Origin of the sequence: Malikia granosa, assembly GCF_002980595.1 — a bacterium.
Classification (GTDB): domain Bacteria; phylum Pseudomonadota; class Gammaproteobacteria; order Burkholderiales; family Burkholderiaceae_C; genus Malikia; species Malikia granosa.
Map to the genome: position 1 here is coordinate 1 of NZ_PVLQ01000111.1, position 18,557 is coordinate 18,557.

An 18,557-nucleotide genomic window follows, 5' to 3' on the forward strand; every position below is an offset into this window, starting at 1 on the left:
GATTGCGTTAACAGGCCCTAGACCATTGCGGGCTGAGCGGGCGCTGCCAGCGGCAGTCGGTGCTGCGCCAGGCGCTAGAGGCCGTTGCCGGGGATACCGGGGTGGGCGAGGTGCGGTCGCCTTTCGAGGCTGGTGGCGTATCTGGAGGCTGTGGCAATGGGGCCGTGTCTAGGCATGCGCCAGATGCTTTTATCTGGAAAGAATCATCTCCATGATGGACAGAGCAAGTCGCCTTCTTTGCAGTTTTCCAGCTCTTGCAGCTCGCGCACTCGTATTTCGGTCATTTCAGTCCTGCAGCTTGCCAGAGCAAAAGGATGCGCGCTGCTACCCAGGATGCCTGAACTCTTGAACTCGCAGTTGAGATCGCGGAAGCTGATCCAGGCGCGCTGGACTTCCATGAGCTGGTGTTTCTGTGCCTCGTCCAAGCGGGACCGATAGCGAACATAGGCCTGATTCAATGCCTGGTCAGACTTCTTGTACTCTGCTGCCGCGCACTGGTTCATGCCTGACTGGGTGGTCAGGTCACCGCAGTTGACCGCCGAGGCTACCAAAGGCATGAACAGCAGCATTGCCAGCCCGGCTTTCATTTTCGGCATGGCAAGCCTCTCAGTTGGCTGGCGCAGGCACCTGCGGCTGCCCCAGCGAGCGCAAGATGTCGCGCACCAGCTGCGCCCGGTCCTTCGGCTCGGCCAGCGCGCGCTCGATGCGCAGCTTGTCGTTGCCGGCGAGCTTGACATGGCGGTTCTTCTGCACCAGCTCGATGATCTTCATCGGGTCGATCGGCGGATTGGGGCGGAAGGTGATCAGGATCACGCCCGGCGTCGCATCGACCTTCTGCACGCCGTAGGGCTGGCTCAGCACGCGCAGGCGGTGCACGTCGATCAGGGTCTGGGCCTGGGCCGGCAGCTTGCCGAAGCGGTCGACGATTTCCTCCAGCAGCCGGTCGACCTGCTCGGCGGTCTTGGCGGTCGCGAGCTTCTTGTAGAAGCTCAGGCGCAGGTGCACGTCGCCGCAGTAGTCGTCGGGCAGCAAGGCCGGCGCATGCAGGTTGATGTCGGTCGTGACGTTGAGCGGATTGAGCAGGTCGGGTTCGCGCCCGGCCTTCAGCGACTCGACGGCTTCGGACAGCATCTCGTTGTAGAGCTGGAAGCCGACCTCGAGCATGTTGCCGCTCTGGTTCTCGCCCAGCACCTCGCCGGCGCCGCGGATCTCGAGGTCGTGCATCGCGAGGTAGAAGCCGCTGCCGAGCTCCTCCATCTGCTGGATCGCGTCCAGGCGTTGCTGCGCCTGCTTGGTCAGGCCCTCGATGTCGGGCACCAGCAGGTAGGCATAGGCCTGGTGGTGGCTGCGCCCGACCCGGCCGCGCAACTGGTGCAGCTGCGCCAGGCCGAACTTGTCGGCGCGCGCCATGATGATGGTGTTGGCGGTCGGCACGTCGATGCCGGTCTCGATGATGGTCGAGCACAGCAGCAGGTTGAAGCGCTGGGCCACGAAGTCGCGCATCACGCGCTCGAGTTCGCGTTCGGGCATCTGGCCGTGGGCGATGGCTATGCGCGCCTCGGGCAGGATATCTTCCAGCATCTGCTTGCGGTTCTCGATCGTCTCGACCTCGTTATGCAGGAAGTAGACCTGGCCGCCGCGCTTCAATTCGCGCAGCACCGCCTCGCGGATCACGCCCTTGCTCTCGCTGCGCACGAAGGTCTTGATGGCGAGCCGGCGTTGCGGCGCGGTGGCGATCACGCTCAAATCCCTCAGGCCTTCGAGTGCCATGCCCAGGGTGCGCGGGATCGGCGTCGCGGTCAGGGTCAGCACGTCGACCTCGGCACGCAGCGCCTTCATCTGCTCCTTGTGCCGCACGCCGAAGCGGTGTTCCTCGTCGATGATCAGCAGGCCCAGGTTCTTGAACTGGGTCTTTTCCGACAGCAGCTTGTGCGTGCCGACCACGATGTCGACCGTGCCGTCGGCCACGCCCTTCAGGGCCGCGTTGATTTCCTTCGTGGTGCGGAAGCGGCTCATCTCGGCGATCCTGACCGGCCACTTGGCGAAGCGGTCGATCAGGGTCTGGTAATGCTGCTCGGCCAGCAGCGTGGTCGGCGCCAGGAAGGCGACCTGCTTGCCGCCGGTGACCGCGACGAAGGCGGCGCGCAAGGCGACCTCGGTCTTGCCGAAGCCGACGTCGCCGCAGACCAGTCGGTCCATCGGCTGCGGGCTGATCATGTCCTGGATCACCGCATGGATGGCGGCCTTCTGGTCGGCGGTTTCCTCGAAGCCGAAGTCGTTGGCGAACTGTTCGTAGTCGTGCGGCGAGTAGCGGAAGGCATGGCCCTCGCGCGCGGCGCGGCGGGCGTAGATGTTGAGCAGCTCGGCGGCGGCGTCGCGCACCTGTTCGGCGGCGCGGCGCTTGGCCTTCTCCCATTGGCCAGAACCCAGGCGGTGCAGCGGCGCCTCGTCGGCGCTGACGCCGGTGTAGCGGCTGATCAGCTGCAACTGGCTGACCGGCACGTAGAGCGTGGCGTCGTTGGCGTACTCGAGGTGCAGGAATTCCTGCAGCGCGGGGCTGCCGTCGGCGTTCTTCTCGCCCAGGTCCATGTTGATCAGGCCGCGGTAGCGCCCGATGCCATGCGCGCTGTGCACCACCGGGTCGCCGACGTTGAGCTCGGACAGGTCCTTGATCAGCGCATCGACATCGCTGACCTGTTCCTGCTTGCGGCGGCGGCGCGTGGTCGGGCCGGCCGCGAACAGCTCGGTCTCGGTGACGAAGGCGATGCCGCCCTCGATCCAGGCGAAGCCGCTGGCGAGCGCGGCGGTCGCGATGCCGACCTTCTCGTCGCTGGCCTGGAACTCGGCCAGGCTGTCGAAGGCCGGTGGGTTGACCCCGCTGGCACGCAGGAAGTCGAGCAGGCTCTCGCGCCGGCCGTCGCTCTCGGCCAGCAGCAGCACGCGGTCGCTGCTGGCGCGGATATGGGCCTGCAGCTTGGCCAGCGGGTCGTCGGCGCCGCGCTGCGCGCCCAGGTCGGGCAGGGCCTGGATCCAGGCGCTGTGCTCGACATCCTGGGTGCCAGGGCGCAGTGCCAGCTGCATGTGCGGCTTGGCCACCGCATAGAAGCCTTCGGCGTCGAGGAACAGGGTCTCAGGCGGCAGGGCGGGGCGGTCCGGGTCGCCCTGGACCAGGCGGTAGCGCTCGCGCGTGTCCTGCCAGAAGCGCTGGAAGGCCGGCTCCAGGTCGCCGTGCAGCACCAGCGTGGCGTCCGCGCCGAGGTAGTCGAACACGGTCGCGGTCTGCTCGAAGAACAGCGGCAGGTAGTACTCGATGCCGGCGGTGGCGACTCCGTTGCCGATGTCCTTGTAGATCCGGCTCTTGGTCGGGTCGCCCTCGAGCAGTTCGCGCCAGCGCTTGCGGAACAGGCTGCGCGCGGCCTCGTCCATCGGGAACTCGCGTCCGGGCAGCAGCCTCACCTCGGGCACCGGATACAGGCTGCGCTGGCTGTCGGGGTCGAAGGTGCGGATCGAGTCGATCTCGTCGTCGAACAAGTCGACCCGGTAGGGCACCAGCGAGCCCATCGGGAACAGGTCGATCAGGCCGCCGCGCACCGCGTATTCGCCCGGGCTGACCACCTGGGTCACATGCTGGTAGCCCGCCAGCGTCAGCTGCGCCTTGAGCCTGGCCTCGTCGAGCTTTTGCCTGACCTTGAACTCGAAGGTGTAGCCGGCCAGGAAGGCCGGCGGCGCCAGCCGGTACAGCGCGGTGGTGGCCGGCACGATCACCACGTCGGCGCCTTGCTCCTGGTCGCGCTGCTGGATGCGCCACAGGGTGGCGAGCCGCTCGCTGATCAGGTCCTGGTGCGGCGAGAAGCTGTCGTAGGGCAGGGTCTCCCAGTCCGGGAACAGGGCGCAGCGCAGTCCCGGCGCGAAGAAGGGCAGCTCGTCGAGCAGGCGCTGGGCATCGTTGGCGTCGGCCGTGACGATGGCGACCGGGCGGCCGGCGGCTTTCTCGCGCAGGCCGAGCCGGGCCAGCAGCAGGGCGTCGGCCGAGCCCGCCGGGCGCGGCAGGCTGTAACGTTTGCCAGGGGTGAGTTTGGGCAGTTCCATGCGGGGTCTGTGGCGAGCGGCAAAAACCGAAACCCCGCTCCAGGCGGGAGCGGGGTGTGGACGTGACTGATTTTAGAATCCCCGGACCCATGCTGCATGTCTATCCCCCCATTTCCCCAGCCGCCGGCGCCCAGCCCGGCCCGCGTTGCCACGCCCTGATCCCCTGCGCCGGTTCGGGCAGCCGCTCCGGCCGCTCCGGCCCCAAGCAGTACGAGTTGCTGGCGGGGCGGCGCCTGGTCGACCATACGCTGGCCGCCTTCCAGGCATTGCCGCAGCTCGCCAGCATCGCGCTGGTCGTCGCGCCCGATGACGACAGCCTGTCCGGCGCGGACCCGCGCGTGCAGCTGCTGCGCGTCGGTGGCGCCAGCCGGGCCGCGAGCGTGCACAACGGCCTGCGCGCCCTGCTGCAGGCTGGCGCCGATGCCCGCGACTGGGTACTGGTGCACGACGCGGCGCGTTGCCTGATCCTGCCGCAGCAGATCGCCGCGCTGATCGAGGCCTGCCGCAACGATCCGGTCGGCGGCCTGCTGGCGCTGCCTCTGCCCGACACGCTGAAGGCGGCGCAGACCGATTCCGATGTCCCGCGCGTGGCCGCCACGCTGGCGCGCGACGACAAATGGCTGGCGCAGACGCCGCAGATGTTCCGCCTCGGCGCGCTCGAGCAGGCGCTGGCCGCCGCCGAGGCGGGCGGCTACGCCGGCATCACCGACGAGGCCAGCGCGATCGAGGCCTGCGGGCTGTCGCCGCAGCTGGTGCGCGGCAGCGCGCAGAACTTCAAGGTCACCTACCCGGAAGACTTCGCGCTGGCCGAGGCGCTGCTGCGCCTGCGCGGCGCGGCAGCCGCGGGCTGAGCCCGTCTTTCCCCCCCCACCTCTCAAGCCAGCGAGTCCCCATGAGCGCCACCATTTCCTCTTTGCCCCCCTTGCGCATCGGCGAGGGCTGGGATGTCCATGCCCTGGTCGAGGGCCGGCCCCTGATCCTGGGCGGGATCGAGATTCCCTACGAGAAGGGCCTGCTCGGCCATTCGGATGCCGACGCGCTGCTGCACGCGATCACCGACGCGCTGCTCGGCGCCGCCGGCCTGGGCGACATCGGCACCCATTTTCCGGACAACGACCCGGCCTTCAAGGGCGCGGATTCCTTCGTGCTGCTGCAGCAGGCGGTCGCGGCGGTCGGCAGGACCGGCTACCAGCTCGTCAACGTCGACTGCACCGTGATCGCGCAGGCGCCCAAGCTGGCCCCCTACAAGGCCGCGATGCGCTCGCGCATCGCGCAGGCGCTCGGCGTCGATGCGAGCCAGGTCAACGTCAAGGCCAAGACCGCCGAGAAGATGGGGCCGGTCGGCGAAGGCCGCAGCATCGAGGCGCGCGCCGTCGCCCTGCTGATGCGCCGCTGAGGCGGATCTGCATCGGCCTGCTGCCAGGCCCCTGCGCTGCGCGCAGCGCTCGCTGGATTTCAGCCGCGCCGCAGCAGCAGCTCGGCCACCAGGCCGCCTTCCGGGTGCCGGCGCAGCGTGAGCTGGCCACCCATGCGCGCTACCGTCTTGTTGACGATCGCCAGCCCCAGTCCCGACCCGCTGGCCGCGGTGCGGGCCGAATCGCCGCGGAAGAAGGGCTGGGTCAGGCGTGGCAGCTGCTCGTCGCTGACCCCGGGACCGTGGTCGCGCAGCGTCACGCGCACCTTCTGCGCCAGCAGTTCGGCCTCGACCTCGACTTCGGCCATCCCGTCGGCACCACGGCCATAGCGCAGCGCGTTTTCCAGCAGATTCGAGAACACGCGCCGCAGCTCGACCGCATCGCCCAGCACCACCGTGCCGGGGCTGACCTGCATCTGCAGCCGCAGCGGGCTCCTGGTCCCGCAGGCCCGCACCGCGTCGTTCAGGGTGCTGACCAGGTCGACCGGCTCGCTGCGCTCCGGTCCGGTGCGCGCATAGTCGAGGAACTTGTCGATGGTCGCATCGACCTGCTCGATGTCGGCCACCATGTCGGCGCGCGCGCTCTCGTCGCTCACGCTGAGTTCGGCCTCCAGCCGCAGCCTGGCCAGCGGCGTGCGCAGGTCGTGCGAGATGCCGGCCAGCATCAGCACCCGGTCCTGTTCGGCCTGGCCGAGCTGGCGCGCCATGCGGTTGAAGCCGATGTTGACCTCCCGGATCTCCTGGGTGGTGACCGTCTCGTCCAGTCGCACCGAGGCGAAGTTGCCCTCGCGCACCTGGGTCGCGGCCACCTGCAGCCGCTTGAGCGGCTGGTTGATCAGGCGCGCCAGCACCGCCGATCCGAGCAGCGAGAACAGGCCCGCGATCCCTAGCCAGACCAGCAGGGTGCCGCGCTCGACCGCGCCGACCCGCCTGGGATCGGTCAGCAGCCAGAACTGCTCGCGCCCGATCTTGAAGCCGACCCAGAGCCCGTCCCGGCCATTGACCGCGCGCGCCACCAGCGTGCCCTTGCCGAGCAGCTGCGTCAGTTCGGCGCTGATGCGGCGTCCGAAGGCATCCTGGTCATAGGGCTGGTAGCTGTCGCCCGGCTCGCGCACCGAGATCTGTACCTCTTCCTCGTCGAGCAGCGACTTCATCAATGACACGCGCGCGATCGGGTCGACATGGCGCAGCGCGGCCCGGCTCAGGTTGACCAGCGAGGCGACCTGGCGCGCGCTTTGCAGCGCCCTGGGCTCGAATTCGAGCGCCCGGTAGCTCTGCAGCCAGGCCAGCATGCAGCCGAGCAGGATCAGCGCCAGCGCGAACCAGTTGCGCCAGAACAGGCTGATGCCTTGCCAGCCGATGGCCTGGGCCAGGCGCAGCCTGAGCCAGCGCAGGCGAGGGCCTGCCTTCAATCCGACTGTCCTTCCGGCACGAAGACATAGCCCACGCCCCAGACGGTCTGGATGTAGCGCGGCGTGGTCGGGTCTTCCTCGATCAGCTTGCGCAGCCGCGAGACCTGCACGTCGAGGCTGCGGTCGAAGGGCTCGAACTCGCGGCCGCGCGCGAGCTGGGCCAGCTTGTCGCGCGACAGTGGCTGGCGCGGATGGCGTACCAGCGCCTTGAGCATCGCGAACTCGCCGGTCGTCAGCGCGATGTCGGTCTCCTGCTTGCGCAGCGTGCGCTGGCCCAGGTCAAGCGTGTAGGGCCCGAACTGCACCACCTCGTCGCCGCTGGAAGGCGCGCCCGGCACCTCGACCGGCGGGCGCCGGCGCAGCACCGCGTGGATGCGCGCGAGCAGCTCGCGCGGGTTGAAGGGCTTGCCGAGGTAGTCGTCGGCGCCGACCTCGAGCCCGACGATGCGGTCGATGTCCTCGCTCTTGGCGGTCAGCATGATGATGGGCGTGCGGTCCTTGGCCTGGCGCAGCCGGCGGCAGATGCTCAAGCCATCCTCGCCGGGCAACATCAGGTCGAGCACGATCAGGTCGACCGATTCGCGCTGCAGGACGCGGCTCAGGCTGCGTCCGTCTTCGGCCAGCAACACCTCCAGGCCCTCCTGGGTCAGGTAGCGCTTGAGCAGGTCGCGGATACGGGCATCGTCGTCCACGACCAGGATGCGGTCGGGACGCTGCGTGGCATTCGGCATGTCGGATCTTCCAGTACTAGACAAGACCTATTTTGACAGCAGCGCTGCCCGACCGGCAGCGCGCCGGGATTTACTGTGCGGTCCAGCCGCCATCCATGTTCCAGGCCACGCCGCGCACATTGTTGCCGGCCGGCGAGCAGAAGAAGACCGCCAGCTCGCCGAGTTCCTCGGGCGTGGTGAACTGCATCGAGGGTTCCTTCTCGCCGAGCAGCTGGCGCGTGGCCTGCTCGTTGCTGATGCCCTGCGCGGCGGCCTTGGCGTCGACCTGCTGCTGCACCAGCGGGGTCAGTACCCAGCCCGGGCAGATCGCGTTGCAGGTCACGCCGCTGGTGGCGGTCTCGAGCGCGGTGACCTTGGTCAGGCCGACCACGCCATGCTTGGCCGCGACATAGGCGGCCTTGCCCGCCGAGCCGACCAGGCCGTGCACCGAGGCGACGTTGATGATGCGGCCCCAGTTGGCCTCCTTCATCGCCGGCAGCGCCAGCCGGGTGGTGTGAAAGGTGCTGCTGAGGTTGATCGCGATGATCGCGTTCCAGCGCTCGAGCGGGAACTCCTCGATATTGGCCACATGCTGGATGCCGGCGTTGTTGACCAGGATGTCGACCCGACCGAACTCGCTGGCCGCCGCTGCCATCATGGCCTCGATCTGCTCCGGCTGGCTCATGTCGGCGCCGTGGTAGCTCACGCGGGTGCCGAAGGCGGCGACTTCGGCCTGCGCGGCCTCTACGTTGCCGAAGCCGTTGAGCATGACGTTGGCGCCCTGGCGCGCCAGCGCCTTGGCAATGCCCAATCCGATGCCGCTGGTCGATCCGGTGACCAGGGCCGTTTTGTTCTTCAGCATGGGGTGAACTCCGTGAAATGGGGGTTTTGAAGGTTGCAGGGGCGGGATTTCGTCATCATCGTGCATCCCGACCTCATTATCCTGCCCCGATTGACGCTACGATGACCGGGCAAGCCTGGCCCCGATACATGGAACCACAACTCAACTTCCTGGAAGTCCCTGGTGTCAGGGCCAAATTCAGTTCCCAGCGCCGGATCGCCTGGTGGGAGTGGAATGCTACCGGCTCCGAGCAGTCCGACCAGGTCGTGCTCTGCGTCCATGGCCTGAGCCGGCAGGCGCGTGATTTCGATGTGCTCGCGCAAGCCCTGGCGCCGCAGGTCCGCGTGCTCTGCGTGGACATCGCCGGCCGTGGCCAGAGCGACTGGCTGGCCGAACCGATGGACTACCAGCTGCCGACCTATATCGCCGACATGGCCGAGCTGCTGCGTCATCTGCGCCTGGGCTTCGAGCAGGCCACGGGGCGCGATGGGGCCGAACTGCGGCTGGACTGGGTCGGCACCAGCATGGGCGGCCTGATCGGCATGGCGCTGGCGGCCCCACCGCATCTGGCCCTGCGGCGCCTGGTCCTCAACGACGTCGGTCCCGAGATCCAGCTCGCCTCGCTGCGCCGCATCGAGACCTACCTCGGCAACCTGCCGGTCTTTCCGTCCGAGATCGCTGCCGTCCATGTGCTGCAGAAACTCTCGGCGGCCTTCGGGCCGCACAGCCCCGAGCAGTGGCTGGCTCTGTCGCGGCCGATGTTGCGGCGTTCCCTCGGCGGCTGGACCCTGCACTACGATCCGGGCATTGCCGCCCCGTTCAAGCAGATGCTGGCCGACATGGAGGCCTTGCATCATGGCGGCGCTGGCGCCGCCGAATCTCCCCTGTGGCAGCTCTACGACCAGATCCAGGCCTGCTGCCTGCTGCTGCGCGGAGCCGAGTCCGACCTGCTGACCCCCGAGACCGCCGCTGCCATGGCCGACCGCGGGCCGCGTGCCCGTTGTGTCGAGTTTGCCGGTGTCGGTCATGCACCCGCCTTGGTCCAGCCGGACCAGGTGGCTGTCGTCAAGGATTTTTTGCTTTCCTCATGAACCCCTCAGATCCTCCATCGAGCGGCACCGCGATCGCGGCTGCGCTGTCGGCACGCGAGCCTGCCGATGACCAGGCACTGGCGCGTGCGCGCGCCTTTGCCGAACCGCTGCTGACCGCGAGCCAGCTCGACACTGGCGAGAACACCCTGGCGCACGCCGACGCCATGGTCGGCATCCTGGCCCTGATGGGCGGCTCGCCCGAGATGCAGGCCGCCGCCTACCTGGTCTATGCCTGCCAGTATCTGCAGCGCCCGCAGGAGATCATCGCCAAGGCCTTTGGCGACAGCTACGCCCATGTCGCGGTCGAGACCCACAAGCTGCTGCAGTTGCAGCGCCAGGCACGCCTGAAGGCGGCCCAGGTCCGCCTCGAGCGCGAGCTCGCGCAGCAGCAAAGCGGCTTCGTCGCCAACGCGGCCAAGGCGCAGCCGTCCGAGCTCGACGCCAGCCAGACCGAGAACGTGCGCAAGATGCTGCTGGCCTTCTCGCGCGACCTGCGGGTGGTCATGCTGCGCCTGGCCTCCCGGCTGCAGACGCTACGCTACCACGCGGCCGCCAGAAAGCTGCCCGAGCGCGCGCTGGCGCAGGAGTCGCTGCACATCTTCGCGCCGCTGGCCAACCGGCTCGGCATCTGGCAGATCAAGTGGGAGATGGAGGACCTGTCCTTCCGCTTCCTCGAGCCCGACACCTACAAGCAGATCGCGCGCCTGCTCGACGAGAAGCGCGTCGAGCGCGAAAGCCATGTCGAGCAGGTCCGGCTCGACCTCGAGGCTGCGCTGCAGGCCCAGGGCATCCAGGCCTCGGTCCAGGGCCGGCCCAAGCATATCTACAGCATCGTCAAGAAGATGCGCGGCAAGTCGCTCGACTTCGACCAGGTGTTCGACATCCGCGCGCTGCGCGTCGTGGTGCCGGCGGTCGACGACTGCTACGCGGTGCTGGCCTGGGTGCATTCGCATTTCAGCCCGGTGTCCGAGGAATTCGACGACTACATCGCCAAGCCCAAGCCCAACGGCTACCAGTCGCTGCACACCGTGGTGCGCGACGCGCAGGGCCGCGCCTTCGAGATCCAGATCCGCACCCAGGCCATGCACGACCATGCCGAGCATGGCGTGGCCGCGCACTGGGCCTACAAGGAGGCCGGCTCCAAGGGCTACGCGGGCGTCAGCGCGAGCTCGGACTACGACGCCAAGATCGCGGTGCTGCGCCAGTTGCTGGCCTGGCAGAGCGACCTCAGCGGCGAGGCCAGCCAGCTGTTCGACGACTGCATCTACGTGCTGACGCCGCAGGCCGCGATCGTCGAGCTGCCCCAGGGCGCGACCCCGCTCGACTTCGCCTACACCGTGCACACCACCCTGGGCCACCGCTGCCGCGGCGCGCGCGTCGATGGCGCGATGGTCACGCTCAACACCCCGCTGCGCAGCGGCCAGACGGTCGAGGTGGTCGCGGCCAAGGAGGGCGGTCCCTCGCGCGACTGGCTCAATCCCGAGCTGGGCTACCTGGTCAGTCATCGTGCCAAGAGCAAGGTGCGCGCCTGGTTCAATGCGCTGGCAGCCGAGGACAACGCGGCGCGCGGGCGCGACGCGATCGAGCGCCTGCTGCAGCGCGAAGGCAAGACCGCCTTGCGGCACGAGGAGCTCGCGGCCGGGCTCGGCTTCGAGACGCCGCAGGCGCTGTTCGAGTCGGTCGGCAAGGAGGAAACCTCGCTGCGCGCGGTCGAGCAGCAGCTCAAGCCGCAAGAGCTGGTGCCCGAGCCCGACGAGGTCGTGATCCGCAAGGCGCGCGGCGCCGAGAAATCCTCCTCTGGCGGCGTGCTGGTGGTCGGGGTCGACTCGTTGCTGACCCAGCTGGCGCGCTGCTGCAAGCCCGCGCCGCCCGACGAGATCCGCGGCTTCGTCACGCGCGGCAAGGGCGTCAGCATCCACCGCAGCGATTGCCCCGACTTCGGCCACCTGGTGCGCCGGCACCCGGACCGCGTGCTCGACGTGCAATGGAGCGGGGCCAAGGGCAAGGGGGCCGAGTCGGCGGTCTACCCGGTCGACGTCGCGGTCGAGGCGCAGGATCGCCAAGGCCTGCTGCGCGACATCTCGGATGCCTTCTCGCGCGAGAAGATCAATGTCATCGGCGTGCAGACCCAGTCGGTCCGCGGCGTGGCATGGATGACCTTCACGGTCGAGGTCACCGACTCGATGCGGGTCGCCCGTGTGATGTCGGCGGTCTCCGATGTGCCCGGTGTGCAGCGGGTCTGGCGACGCTAGTCGGCATCGGTTCAAAAAGCCTGTAATTTACTGCTATACTAGCGGTCTTGCAGCGATGCAGGCGCGTAGCTCAGTTGGTTAGAGCACCACCTTGACATGGTGGGGGTCGTTGGTTCGAATCCAATCGCGCCTACCAGAATTTCTTCTGGCTGGAGACAGTCTGAAGAGCTATCTGGAAGCCAGGAGTCCTTGTCAGGCTCTCATGTATACTGCAAGACCTTGAATTCTAGGCTCGTAGCTCAGTTGGTTAGAGCACCACCTTGACATGGTGGGGGTCGCTAGTTCGAATCTAGTCGAGCCTACCAGAATTTCAGGACTGTAGCTCAGTTGGTTAGAGCACCACCTTGACATGGTGGGGGTCGTTGGTTCGAATCCAATCAGTCCTACCAAAAACAAAGCCCCTCAGCGTAAAGCTCTGGGGCTTTTTGTTGTCTGCTTATCTTCCCCTTGTCTGCAGCGCTGCGTCGAGCAGTTCGACCCAGTGTCGCACAGGCGTTTCGGTGCCGGACTGCAAGTGCTGGATGCAGCCCATGTTGGCGCTGGCGATCACCTCGGCGTCGAGCTTGCCCAGATGGCCGAGCTTGCGGTCGCGCAGCGGATAGGCCAGTTCGGGCTGCAGCACGCTGTAGGTGCCGGCCGAGCCGCAGCAGAGATGGCTTTCCTCGCCTGCGATCTCGACTTCGAATCCGAGCGTGCGCAGCTGGGACTCGATGCCGCCGCGCAGCTTCTGGCCGTGCTGCAGCGTGCAGGGTGGGTGAAACGCCACCCGCGGCAGCTTGGCGCCGGCCAGCTGGCTCTGCAAGGCGGCCACCAGATCGGGCAACAGCTCGCTCAAGTCGCGCGCCAAGGCGCTGATGCGCTGGGCGCGTTCGGCGTAGGCCGGATCATGGGCCAGCGCATGGCCGTATTCCTTGACCGCCAGTCCGCAGGCCGAGGCATTCATCACGATCGCCTCCACCTCGCCACACTCGACCTGCGGCCACCAGGCGTCGATGTTGCGTCGCATGTCGTCCAGACCGCCCTGCGGGTCGCCCAAATGGCTGCGTACCGCGCCGCAGCAGCCGGCTTTCGGCGCCAGCAGGACCTGGATGCCGGCCGCGTCGAGCACGCGCGCAGTCGCGGCGTTGATATTGGGCGCCAGCGTCGGCTGTACGCAGCCAGCCAGCATCAGCACCTTGCGTGCGTGGGTGCGAGTCGGCCAGGCGCCGCTATCCGGATTTCCGTTCACCGGCAGCTTGTTCTGCAGCGCCGCTGGCAGCAGCCCACGCAGCGCCTGGCCGGCCTTGACTGCGGGTCCGAACAACGGCGAGGTCAGCCCTTCCTTGAGCAGCCAGCGCTGTGCCTGCTCGGCGACCGGGCGCTTGACCCGCTCGTCGACCAGCTGGCGGCCGATCTCGACCAGCTGGCCGTAATCGACGCCGCTCGGGCAGGTGCTCTCGCAGTTGCGGCAGGTCAGGCAGCGGTCCAGGTGCTGCTGCGTGCTGCGCGTGACCTCGGCGCCTTCGAGCATCTGCTTGATCAGGTAGATGCGCCCGCGCGGGCCGTCAAGCTCGTCGCCGAGCAGCTGGTAGGTCGGGCAGGTCGCGGTGCAGAAGCCGCAATGCACGCATTTGCGCAGGATGGCTTCGGCCGCGCGGCCTTCGCGACTGTCCTTGAATTCAGGGGCCAGATGGGTTTGCATGTCGATGACTCAGAATTCGGGGTTGAGGCGGCCGCGGTTGAACAGGCCATGAGGGTCGAAGGCGCTCTTGAGCTGTTGCTGCAGGCGCTGCTGTGTCGCATCGAGCGGCGTGAAGACCGCATCAGCTGCGCTCGCGCCACGAAACAGCGTCGCATGGCCGCCGGCCTGGGTCGCGGCAGCGCGCAGCTCGGCCACTGGCGCGTGGCTGCGCAGCCAGCGCTGGGCGCCGCCCCATTCGATCAGCGTCTGGCCTGGCAGCGGCAGCATCGGGGCCACCGCTGGCAGCGACAGGCGCCAGAGCCGTTCGCCATCAGCCCTGGCCGCAGCGAAGAACGCATGCCGCTGGTCGCGCAGCTCGCGCCAGGCCACTTCGGCCTGGGCGTCGTCCAGCCTGTCGCCGCCGAGCTGCTTGCAGGCGGCTTCGACCGCGGCCTGCGCGCCGCACAGGCGCAGCAGCAACTGGCCGTCATGCCAGCAGCTGGCATTGACGGGCAGTGGCTGGCGCGTCAGGCCGTTGAGCCAGCGCAGCGCCTGCGCCTGGTCCATGGCGTAGGCCAGCGTGGCCTGGGCCGGCGGGCGTGGCAGCACCTTGAGCGAGACCTCGAGGATGACGCCCAGCACGCCCATCGAGCCCGCCAGCGCGCGCGAGACATCGTAGCCCGCGACGTTCTTCATCACCTGGCCGCCAAAGGTCAGCACCTGGCCCTCGCCGTTGAGCAGCGTTGCGCCCAGCACATAGTCGCGCACGCTGCCCACGGCTGCGCGCGCCGGTCCGGACAGGCCGGCGGCGACCATGCCGCCCACCGTGCCGCCATCTGCGAAGCGCGGCGGCTCGAACGCCAGGCACTGGCCTTGTGCTGCCAGTGTCTGCTCCAGTTCGCTGAGCAGCGTGCCGGCGCGCGCCGTCACCACCAGCTCGGACGGCTCATAGCTGCTGATGCCCGACAGCGGGCGCAACTCGAGCGGCTGGCCCTGGCGCGGGCCGCCATGGAAATCCTTCGTTCCGCCGCCGCGGATGTCGAGTGGCTGGCGTGCGTCACGCGCGGCCAGCACCTGGTCGATCAGGCGCTGCAGCGCCGGGTCATTGCTTGCTTTCATCAGAACCTCGGCAGATCGGGGAAGGGCAGCAGGCCACGCAGCACGGTCAGCTTGCCGTATTCGGCGCAGCGCTGCAGCGTCGGGATCACCTTGCCCGGATTGAGTCCTTCATTCGGATCGAAGGCGCGCTTGAGTGCGAACATCTGCTCGCGCTCCTCGGGTGAGAACTGCACGCACATCGAGTTGAGCTTCTCGACGCCGACGCCATGCTCGCCGGTCACGGTGCCACCCAGGCGCACGCTGGTCTCGAGGATGTCGGCGCCGAACAGCTCGCAGCGGTGCAGCTGATCGGGGTCGTTGGCATCGAACAGGATCAGCGGGTGCAGGTTGCCATCGCCGGCGTGAAACACGTTGGCACAGCGCAGCCCGTACTGCTGCTCCATCGCCTCGATCGCACGCAGGATCTCGGCCAGGCGCTTGCGCGGAATCGTCGAGTCCATGCACATGTAGTCCGGGCTGATGCGCCCACTGGCCGGAAAGGCGTTCTTGCGCCCGCTCCAGAACTTCTGCCGCTGGGCCTCGTCGCGGCTGACCTCGATCCGGGTTGCACCGGCCGCACGCAGCACCGCGCTCATGCGCTCGATTTCCTCGCCGACTTCCTCGGGCGTGCCATCGCTCTCGCACAGCAGGATGGCGGCGGCATCGAGGTCATAGCCCGCATGCACGAAGTCCTCGACCGCGGCCGTCATGCGCTTGTCCATCAGCTCCAGCCCGGCCGGGATGATGCCGGCTGCGATTACGGCCGCCACCGCTTCGCCAGCGGCCTCGATATCGGCGAAGCTGGCCATGATGCAGCGCGCCAGCTGCGGCTTGGGCACCAGCTTGACCATGACCTCGGTCACGACGGCCAGCATGCCTTCGCTGCCCACCACCAGCGGCAGCAGGTCCAGCCCCGGGGAGTCCAGTGCCTGCGAGCCGAAGCTGACCGGCTCGCCCTCGACCGTGAAGCCGCGCACTTGGAGCACGTTGTGCAAGGTGAGCCCGTACTTGAGGCAGTGTACGCCGCCCGAGTTCTCGGCGATGTTGCCGCCTATGGTGCAGGCGATCTGGCTGCTCGGGTCGGGTGCGTAGTAGAGCCCGTGCGGCGCCGCCGCTTCCGAGATCGCGAGGTTGCGCACGCCAGCCTGTACCAGCGCCGTGCACGACAGCGGGTCGATGCGCACGATGCGGTTGAACTTGGCCAGCGACAGCGTCACGCCTTCGCTGTGCGGCATGGCGCCACCCGACAGGCCGGTGCCGGCACCACGCGCGACCACCGGAACGCCGAGCGCGTGGCAGGCCTGGAGCACGGCCGCGACCTGCTGTTCGGTTTCGGGCAGCGCCACGGCGAGCGCCCGGTTGCGGTAGGCGGTCAGACCGTCGCATTCATAGGGAATGGTGTCCTCGCTGCGTGCGAGCAGGGCATGGGCCGGCAGCACCCGGCTCAACGCCCTCACTACCTCGGCGCGGCGTGCATCGATGGGGCTTGAGGTGTTCATGTTCCGGAAGATACAGGAGCCGGGCCGCCAGCTTGGCATCGGTGCTGGCGAAAAACGGTCAAACCAGGGTTAACCCGGGCTGAAATGAATGCGCGTGCCCTGATGAAAATTTTTCGTCAGACCGGGGCTCTGTGACGACTTGCGTCTGCGCTTGCTCGTCAAATGGCTTGCAATGTTCATAGAATAGGCTCATCCAGACAGCAGACGGTCTTCAAGGGCCAGGCAGGAGCCAACTTAGTGCAGAATGAACAGGGGCAGAACGCGTCCGAACCGGCGAGCTGTGTACGCGTAATCAAGAAATACCCCAACCGCCGCCTCTACGATACGACCACCTCGTCCTACATCACGCTGGCCGACGTGCGTGCGCTGGTGCTGCAGGGGGTGCTTTTTTCCGTGCGCGACGCCAAGACCGGTGCCGACCTGACGCGCAGCATCCTGCTGCAGATCATCCTCGAGGAGGAGACCGGCGGCGTGCCGTTTTTCTCCGAGCGCATGCTGGCTGACATCATCCGCTTCTACGGCCATTCGATGCAGGGCTTCATGGGCAGCTACCTCGAGCAGAGCGTCGAAGCCTTTGCCGACCTGCAGCGCCAGATGGCGGATCAGGCCAAGGGCCTGACGCCCGAGATGTGGTCGCAGTTCCTCGGCGTCCAGCCGCCGCTGATTCCGGGCGTCGCGCTGGGCGGCTATCTGGAGCAGTCGCAAAAGGCGCTGAACCAGCTGCAGCAGCAAATGCTCGAGGCCTTCGGGGTCAAGCGCTGAGTTTTTGCGCCGGGTCCGCCTCGACCTGAGACAATCGGGGCATGACTGAAACCATTGCCAAAGCCCCGAAAGTGGGCTTCGTGAGCCTCGGATGCCCGAAGGCGCTCACCGACTCCGAATTGATCCTCACCCAGCTCAGCGCCGAGGGTTACCAGACCAGCAAGACCTTTGACGGCGCGGACCTCGTGATCGTCAACACCTGCGGCTTCATCGACGACGCCGTCAAGGAAAGCCTCGACACTATTGGCGAAGCCCTGGCCGAAAACGGCAAGGTGATCGTGACCGGCTGCCTGGGCGCGCGCAAGGACGAAGCGGGCGGCAACATGGTCGAGGGCGTGCACCCCTCGGTGCTGGCCGTGACCGGACCGCATGCGACCCAGGAGGTGATGGACGCGGTGCACAAGCACCTGCCCAAGCCGCATGACCCCTTCCTGGATCTGGTGCCGGCGCAGGGCATCAAGCTGACACCGCGCCACTACGCCTACCTCAAGATCAGCGAAGGCTGCAACCACCGCTGCACCTTCTGCATCATCCCCTCGCTGCGCGGCGACCTGGTGAGCCGTCCGATCGGCGAGGTGCTGACCGAGGCGCGCAAGCTGTTCGAGGCCGGCGTCAAGGAGCTGCTGGTGGTGAGCCAGGACACCTCGGCCTACGGTGTCGATGTCCAGTACCGCACCGGTTTCTGGGACGGCAAGCCGGTCAAGACCAAGATGTACGACCTGGTCAAGACCCTGGGCGAGCTCGCGCGCGGCTATGGCGCCTGGGTCCGGCTGCACTATGTCTACCCGTATCCGCATGTGGACGATATCATCCCGCTGATGGCCGAGGGCCTGGTGCTGCCTTATCTCGACGTGCCGCTGCAGCACAGCCACCCCGATGTGCTCAAGCGCATGAAGCGCCCGGCCAGCGGCGAGAAGAACCTCGAGCGCATCCAGCGCTGGCGCGAGATCTGCCCCGAGCTGGTGGTGCGCAGCACCTTCATTGCCGGCTTCCCGGGCGAGACCGAAGAGGAATTCACGCACCTGCTCGACTTCCTGCGCGAGGCGCAGATCGACCGTGCGGGCTGCTTTGCCTATTCGCCGGTCGATGGCGCGCTGGCCAATGCCTTGCCGGGGGCGTTGCCCGATGCGCTGCGCGCGGAGCGCCAGGCCCGCTTCATGGAAGTCGCCGAGCAGGTCTCGGTCGAGCGGCTGCAGCGCCGCGTCGGCGCGACCATGCAGGTGCTGGTCGACCAGGCTGTCAGTCTGGGCAAGAAGGGTGGGGTGGGGCGTACCTATGCCGATGCGCCCGAGATCGACGGCGTCGTCCAGTTGCTGCCGCCCGAGAAGGCCAGCAAGACCTACAAGGTTGGCGACTTCATCAAGGTGCGCATCGTCGGCACCCAGGGCCACGACCTGGTCGGCCAGCCGGTCTGATTGTTGCACTGCCGGACTGCCGCCTGCTGGCGCCAGTCCTTTGCCGGCCGACATGCCCGGCCGCCTCGCGAGGGCGGCTTTTGCCTGTTGACCTTGGGCAGGGGGAAAACGAAAAACCCTGCAGACCGTGAGATCTGCAGGGTTTCATGTATGGTGCCCAGGAGAGGACTCGAACCTCCACGGAGTTACCCGCTAGTACCTGAAACTAGTGCGTCTACCAATTCCGCCACCTGGGCTTTCAGGGTTTTTTTCTTGAGATGTTGCACAAGGCGCAGCAAATGAGTGCTACAGTCTTTGGTGCCCAGGAGAGGACT

The 18,557-nt window shown here is 67.5% G+C and carries 14 protein-coding genes and 4 tRNA genes; 9 read left to right on the forward strand and 9 right to left on the reverse strand.

What is annotated here, in order from left to right:
- Positions 1-203: 203 nt before the first annotated feature.
- Both C6P64_RS16840 and mfd read right to left on the reverse strand, forming a co-directional pair.
- On the reverse strand, positions 204-596 hold the full coding sequence (locus C6P64_RS16840) for a lysozyme inhibitor LprI family protein (RefSeq protein WP_105749697.1): 393 nt from the start codon (positions 594-596) through the stop codon (positions 204-206).
- Positions 597-606: 10 nt separating this feature from the next.
- Positions 607-4,089, reverse strand: coding sequence for a transcription-repair coupling factor (mfd, locus tag C6P64_RS16845; protein ID WP_105749698.1), 3,483 nt, complete (start codon positions 4,087-4,089; stop codon positions 607-609).
- A gap of 89 nt (positions 4,090-4,178) precedes the next feature.
- On the opposite strand from mfd, the gene ispD reads away from it, so the two are divergent.
- The gene (gene ispD / locus C6P64_RS16850) at positions 4,179-4,940 is read left to right on the forward strand and encodes a 2-C-methyl-D-erythritol 4-phosphate cytidylyltransferase (protein ID WP_105749699.1); all 762 of its coding nucleotides are present in this window, start codon (positions 4,179-4,181) and stop codon (positions 4,938-4,940) included.
- 41 nt (positions 4,941-4,981) lie between these two features.
- Complete coding sequence (gene ispF / locus C6P64_RS16855; protein WP_105749700.1) at positions 4,982-5,485, forward strand: 2-C-methyl-D-erythritol 2,4-cyclodiphosphate synthase; 504 nt, start codon at positions 4,982-4,984, stop codon at positions 5,483-5,485.
- A 59-nt stretch (positions 5,486-5,544) separates the two neighbouring features.
- Here ispF and C6P64_RS16860 read toward each other — a convergent pair whose 3' ends face one another.
- The 3 genes from C6P64_RS16860 to C6P64_RS16870 form a co-directional block, all read right to left on the reverse strand.
- Positions 5,545-6,915 (reverse strand): ATP-binding protein, encoded by a 1,371-nt coding sequence (locus C6P64_RS16860; RefSeq protein ID WP_105749701.1) that lies wholly within the window; start codon positions 6,913-6,915, stop codon positions 5,545-5,547.
- Entirely contained in the window at positions 6,912-7,646 is a 735-nt protein-coding gene (ompR, locus tag C6P64_RS16865) for an osmolarity response regulator transcription factor OmpR (protein WP_105749702.1), read from the reverse strand. Before ompR ends, C6P64_RS16860 begins: the two co-directional genes overlap by 4 nt.
- Positions 7,647-7,716: 70 nt before the next feature.
- Positions 7,717-8,487 carry a 3-hydroxybutyrate dehydrogenase gene (locus tag C6P64_RS16870; protein ID WP_105749703.1) on the reverse strand — a complete coding sequence of 257 codons (771 nt, stop codon included), beginning with the start codon at positions 8,485-8,487 and terminating at the stop codon, positions 7,717-7,719.
- A gap of 128 nt (positions 8,488-8,615) precedes the next feature.
- On the opposite strand from C6P64_RS16870, the gene C6P64_RS16875 reads away from it, so the two are divergent.
- The 5 genes from C6P64_RS16875 to C6P64_RS16895 all read left to right on the forward strand — a co-directional run bounded on the left by C6P64_RS16875 (position 8,616) and on the right by C6P64_RS16895 (position 12,198).
- Positions 8,616-9,557 (forward strand): alpha/beta fold hydrolase, encoded by a 942-nt coding sequence (locus C6P64_RS16875; protein WP_105749704.1) that lies wholly within the window; start codon positions 8,616-8,618, stop codon positions 9,555-9,557.
- Complete coding sequence (locus C6P64_RS16880; protein WP_105749705.1) at positions 9,554-11,809, forward strand: RelA/SpoT family protein; 2,256 nt, start codon at positions 9,554-9,556, stop codon at positions 11,807-11,809. Before C6P64_RS16875 ends, C6P64_RS16880 begins: the two co-directional genes overlap by 4 nt.
- A 59-nt stretch (positions 11,810-11,868) precedes the next feature.
- Positions 11,869-11,945 (forward strand) — tRNA-Val (locus C6P64_RS16885).
- A gap of 92 nt (positions 11,946-12,037) precedes the next feature.
- Positions 12,038-12,114, forward strand: a tRNA-Val gene (locus C6P64_RS16890).
- A gap of 7 nt (positions 12,115-12,121) precedes the next feature.
- Positions 12,122-12,198 (forward strand) — tRNA-Val (locus C6P64_RS16895).
- 47 nt (positions 12,199-12,245) lie between these two features.
- Here the strand turns inward: C6P64_RS16895 and glcF are convergent.
- From glcF to C6P64_RS16910, 3 genes are read right to left on the reverse strand one after another with little or no spacing between them, the layout of a single operon-like run.
- Positions 12,246-13,490: a glycolate oxidase subunit GlcF gene (gene glcF, locus C6P64_RS16900; RefSeq protein ID WP_105749706.1), complete on the reverse strand. Its 1,245-nt coding sequence runs from the start codon at positions 13,488-13,490 to the stop codon at positions 12,246-12,248.
- Positions 13,491-13,499: 9 nt separating this feature from the next.
- Positions 13,500-14,588, reverse strand: a complete 1,089-nt coding sequence (glcE, locus tag C6P64_RS16905) for a glycolate oxidase subunit GlcE (protein ID WP_105749707.1) — start codon at positions 14,586-14,588, stop codon at positions 13,500-13,502.
- Positions 14,588-16,066, reverse strand: coding sequence for an FAD-linked oxidase C-terminal domain-containing protein (locus tag C6P64_RS16910; RefSeq protein WP_105749708.1), 1,479 nt, complete (start codon positions 16,064-16,066; stop codon positions 14,588-14,590). The genes glcE and C6P64_RS16910 overlap by 1 nt, the downstream gene beginning before the upstream one ends.
- A gap of 237 nt (positions 16,067-16,303) precedes the next feature.
- Here C6P64_RS16910 and phaR point away from each other — a divergent pair, with 237 nt between their 5' ends.
- Entirely contained in the window at positions 16,304-16,828 is a 525-nt protein-coding gene (gene phaR / locus C6P64_RS16915; protein WP_245911773.1) for a polyhydroxyalkanoate synthesis repressor PhaR, read from the forward strand.
- A 41-nt stretch (positions 16,829-16,869) separates the two neighbouring features.
- Positions 16,870-18,243, forward strand: a complete 1,374-nt coding sequence (gene rimO, locus C6P64_RS16920; protein WP_105749710.1) for a 30S ribosomal protein S12 methylthiotransferase RimO — start codon at positions 16,870-16,872, stop codon at positions 18,241-18,243.
- Positions 18,244-18,394: 151 nt separating this feature from the next.
- Here the strand turns inward: rimO and C6P64_RS16925 are convergent.
- Positions 18,395-18,479 (reverse strand) — tRNA-Leu (locus C6P64_RS16925).
- Positions 18,480-18,557 lie beyond the last annotated feature (78 nt).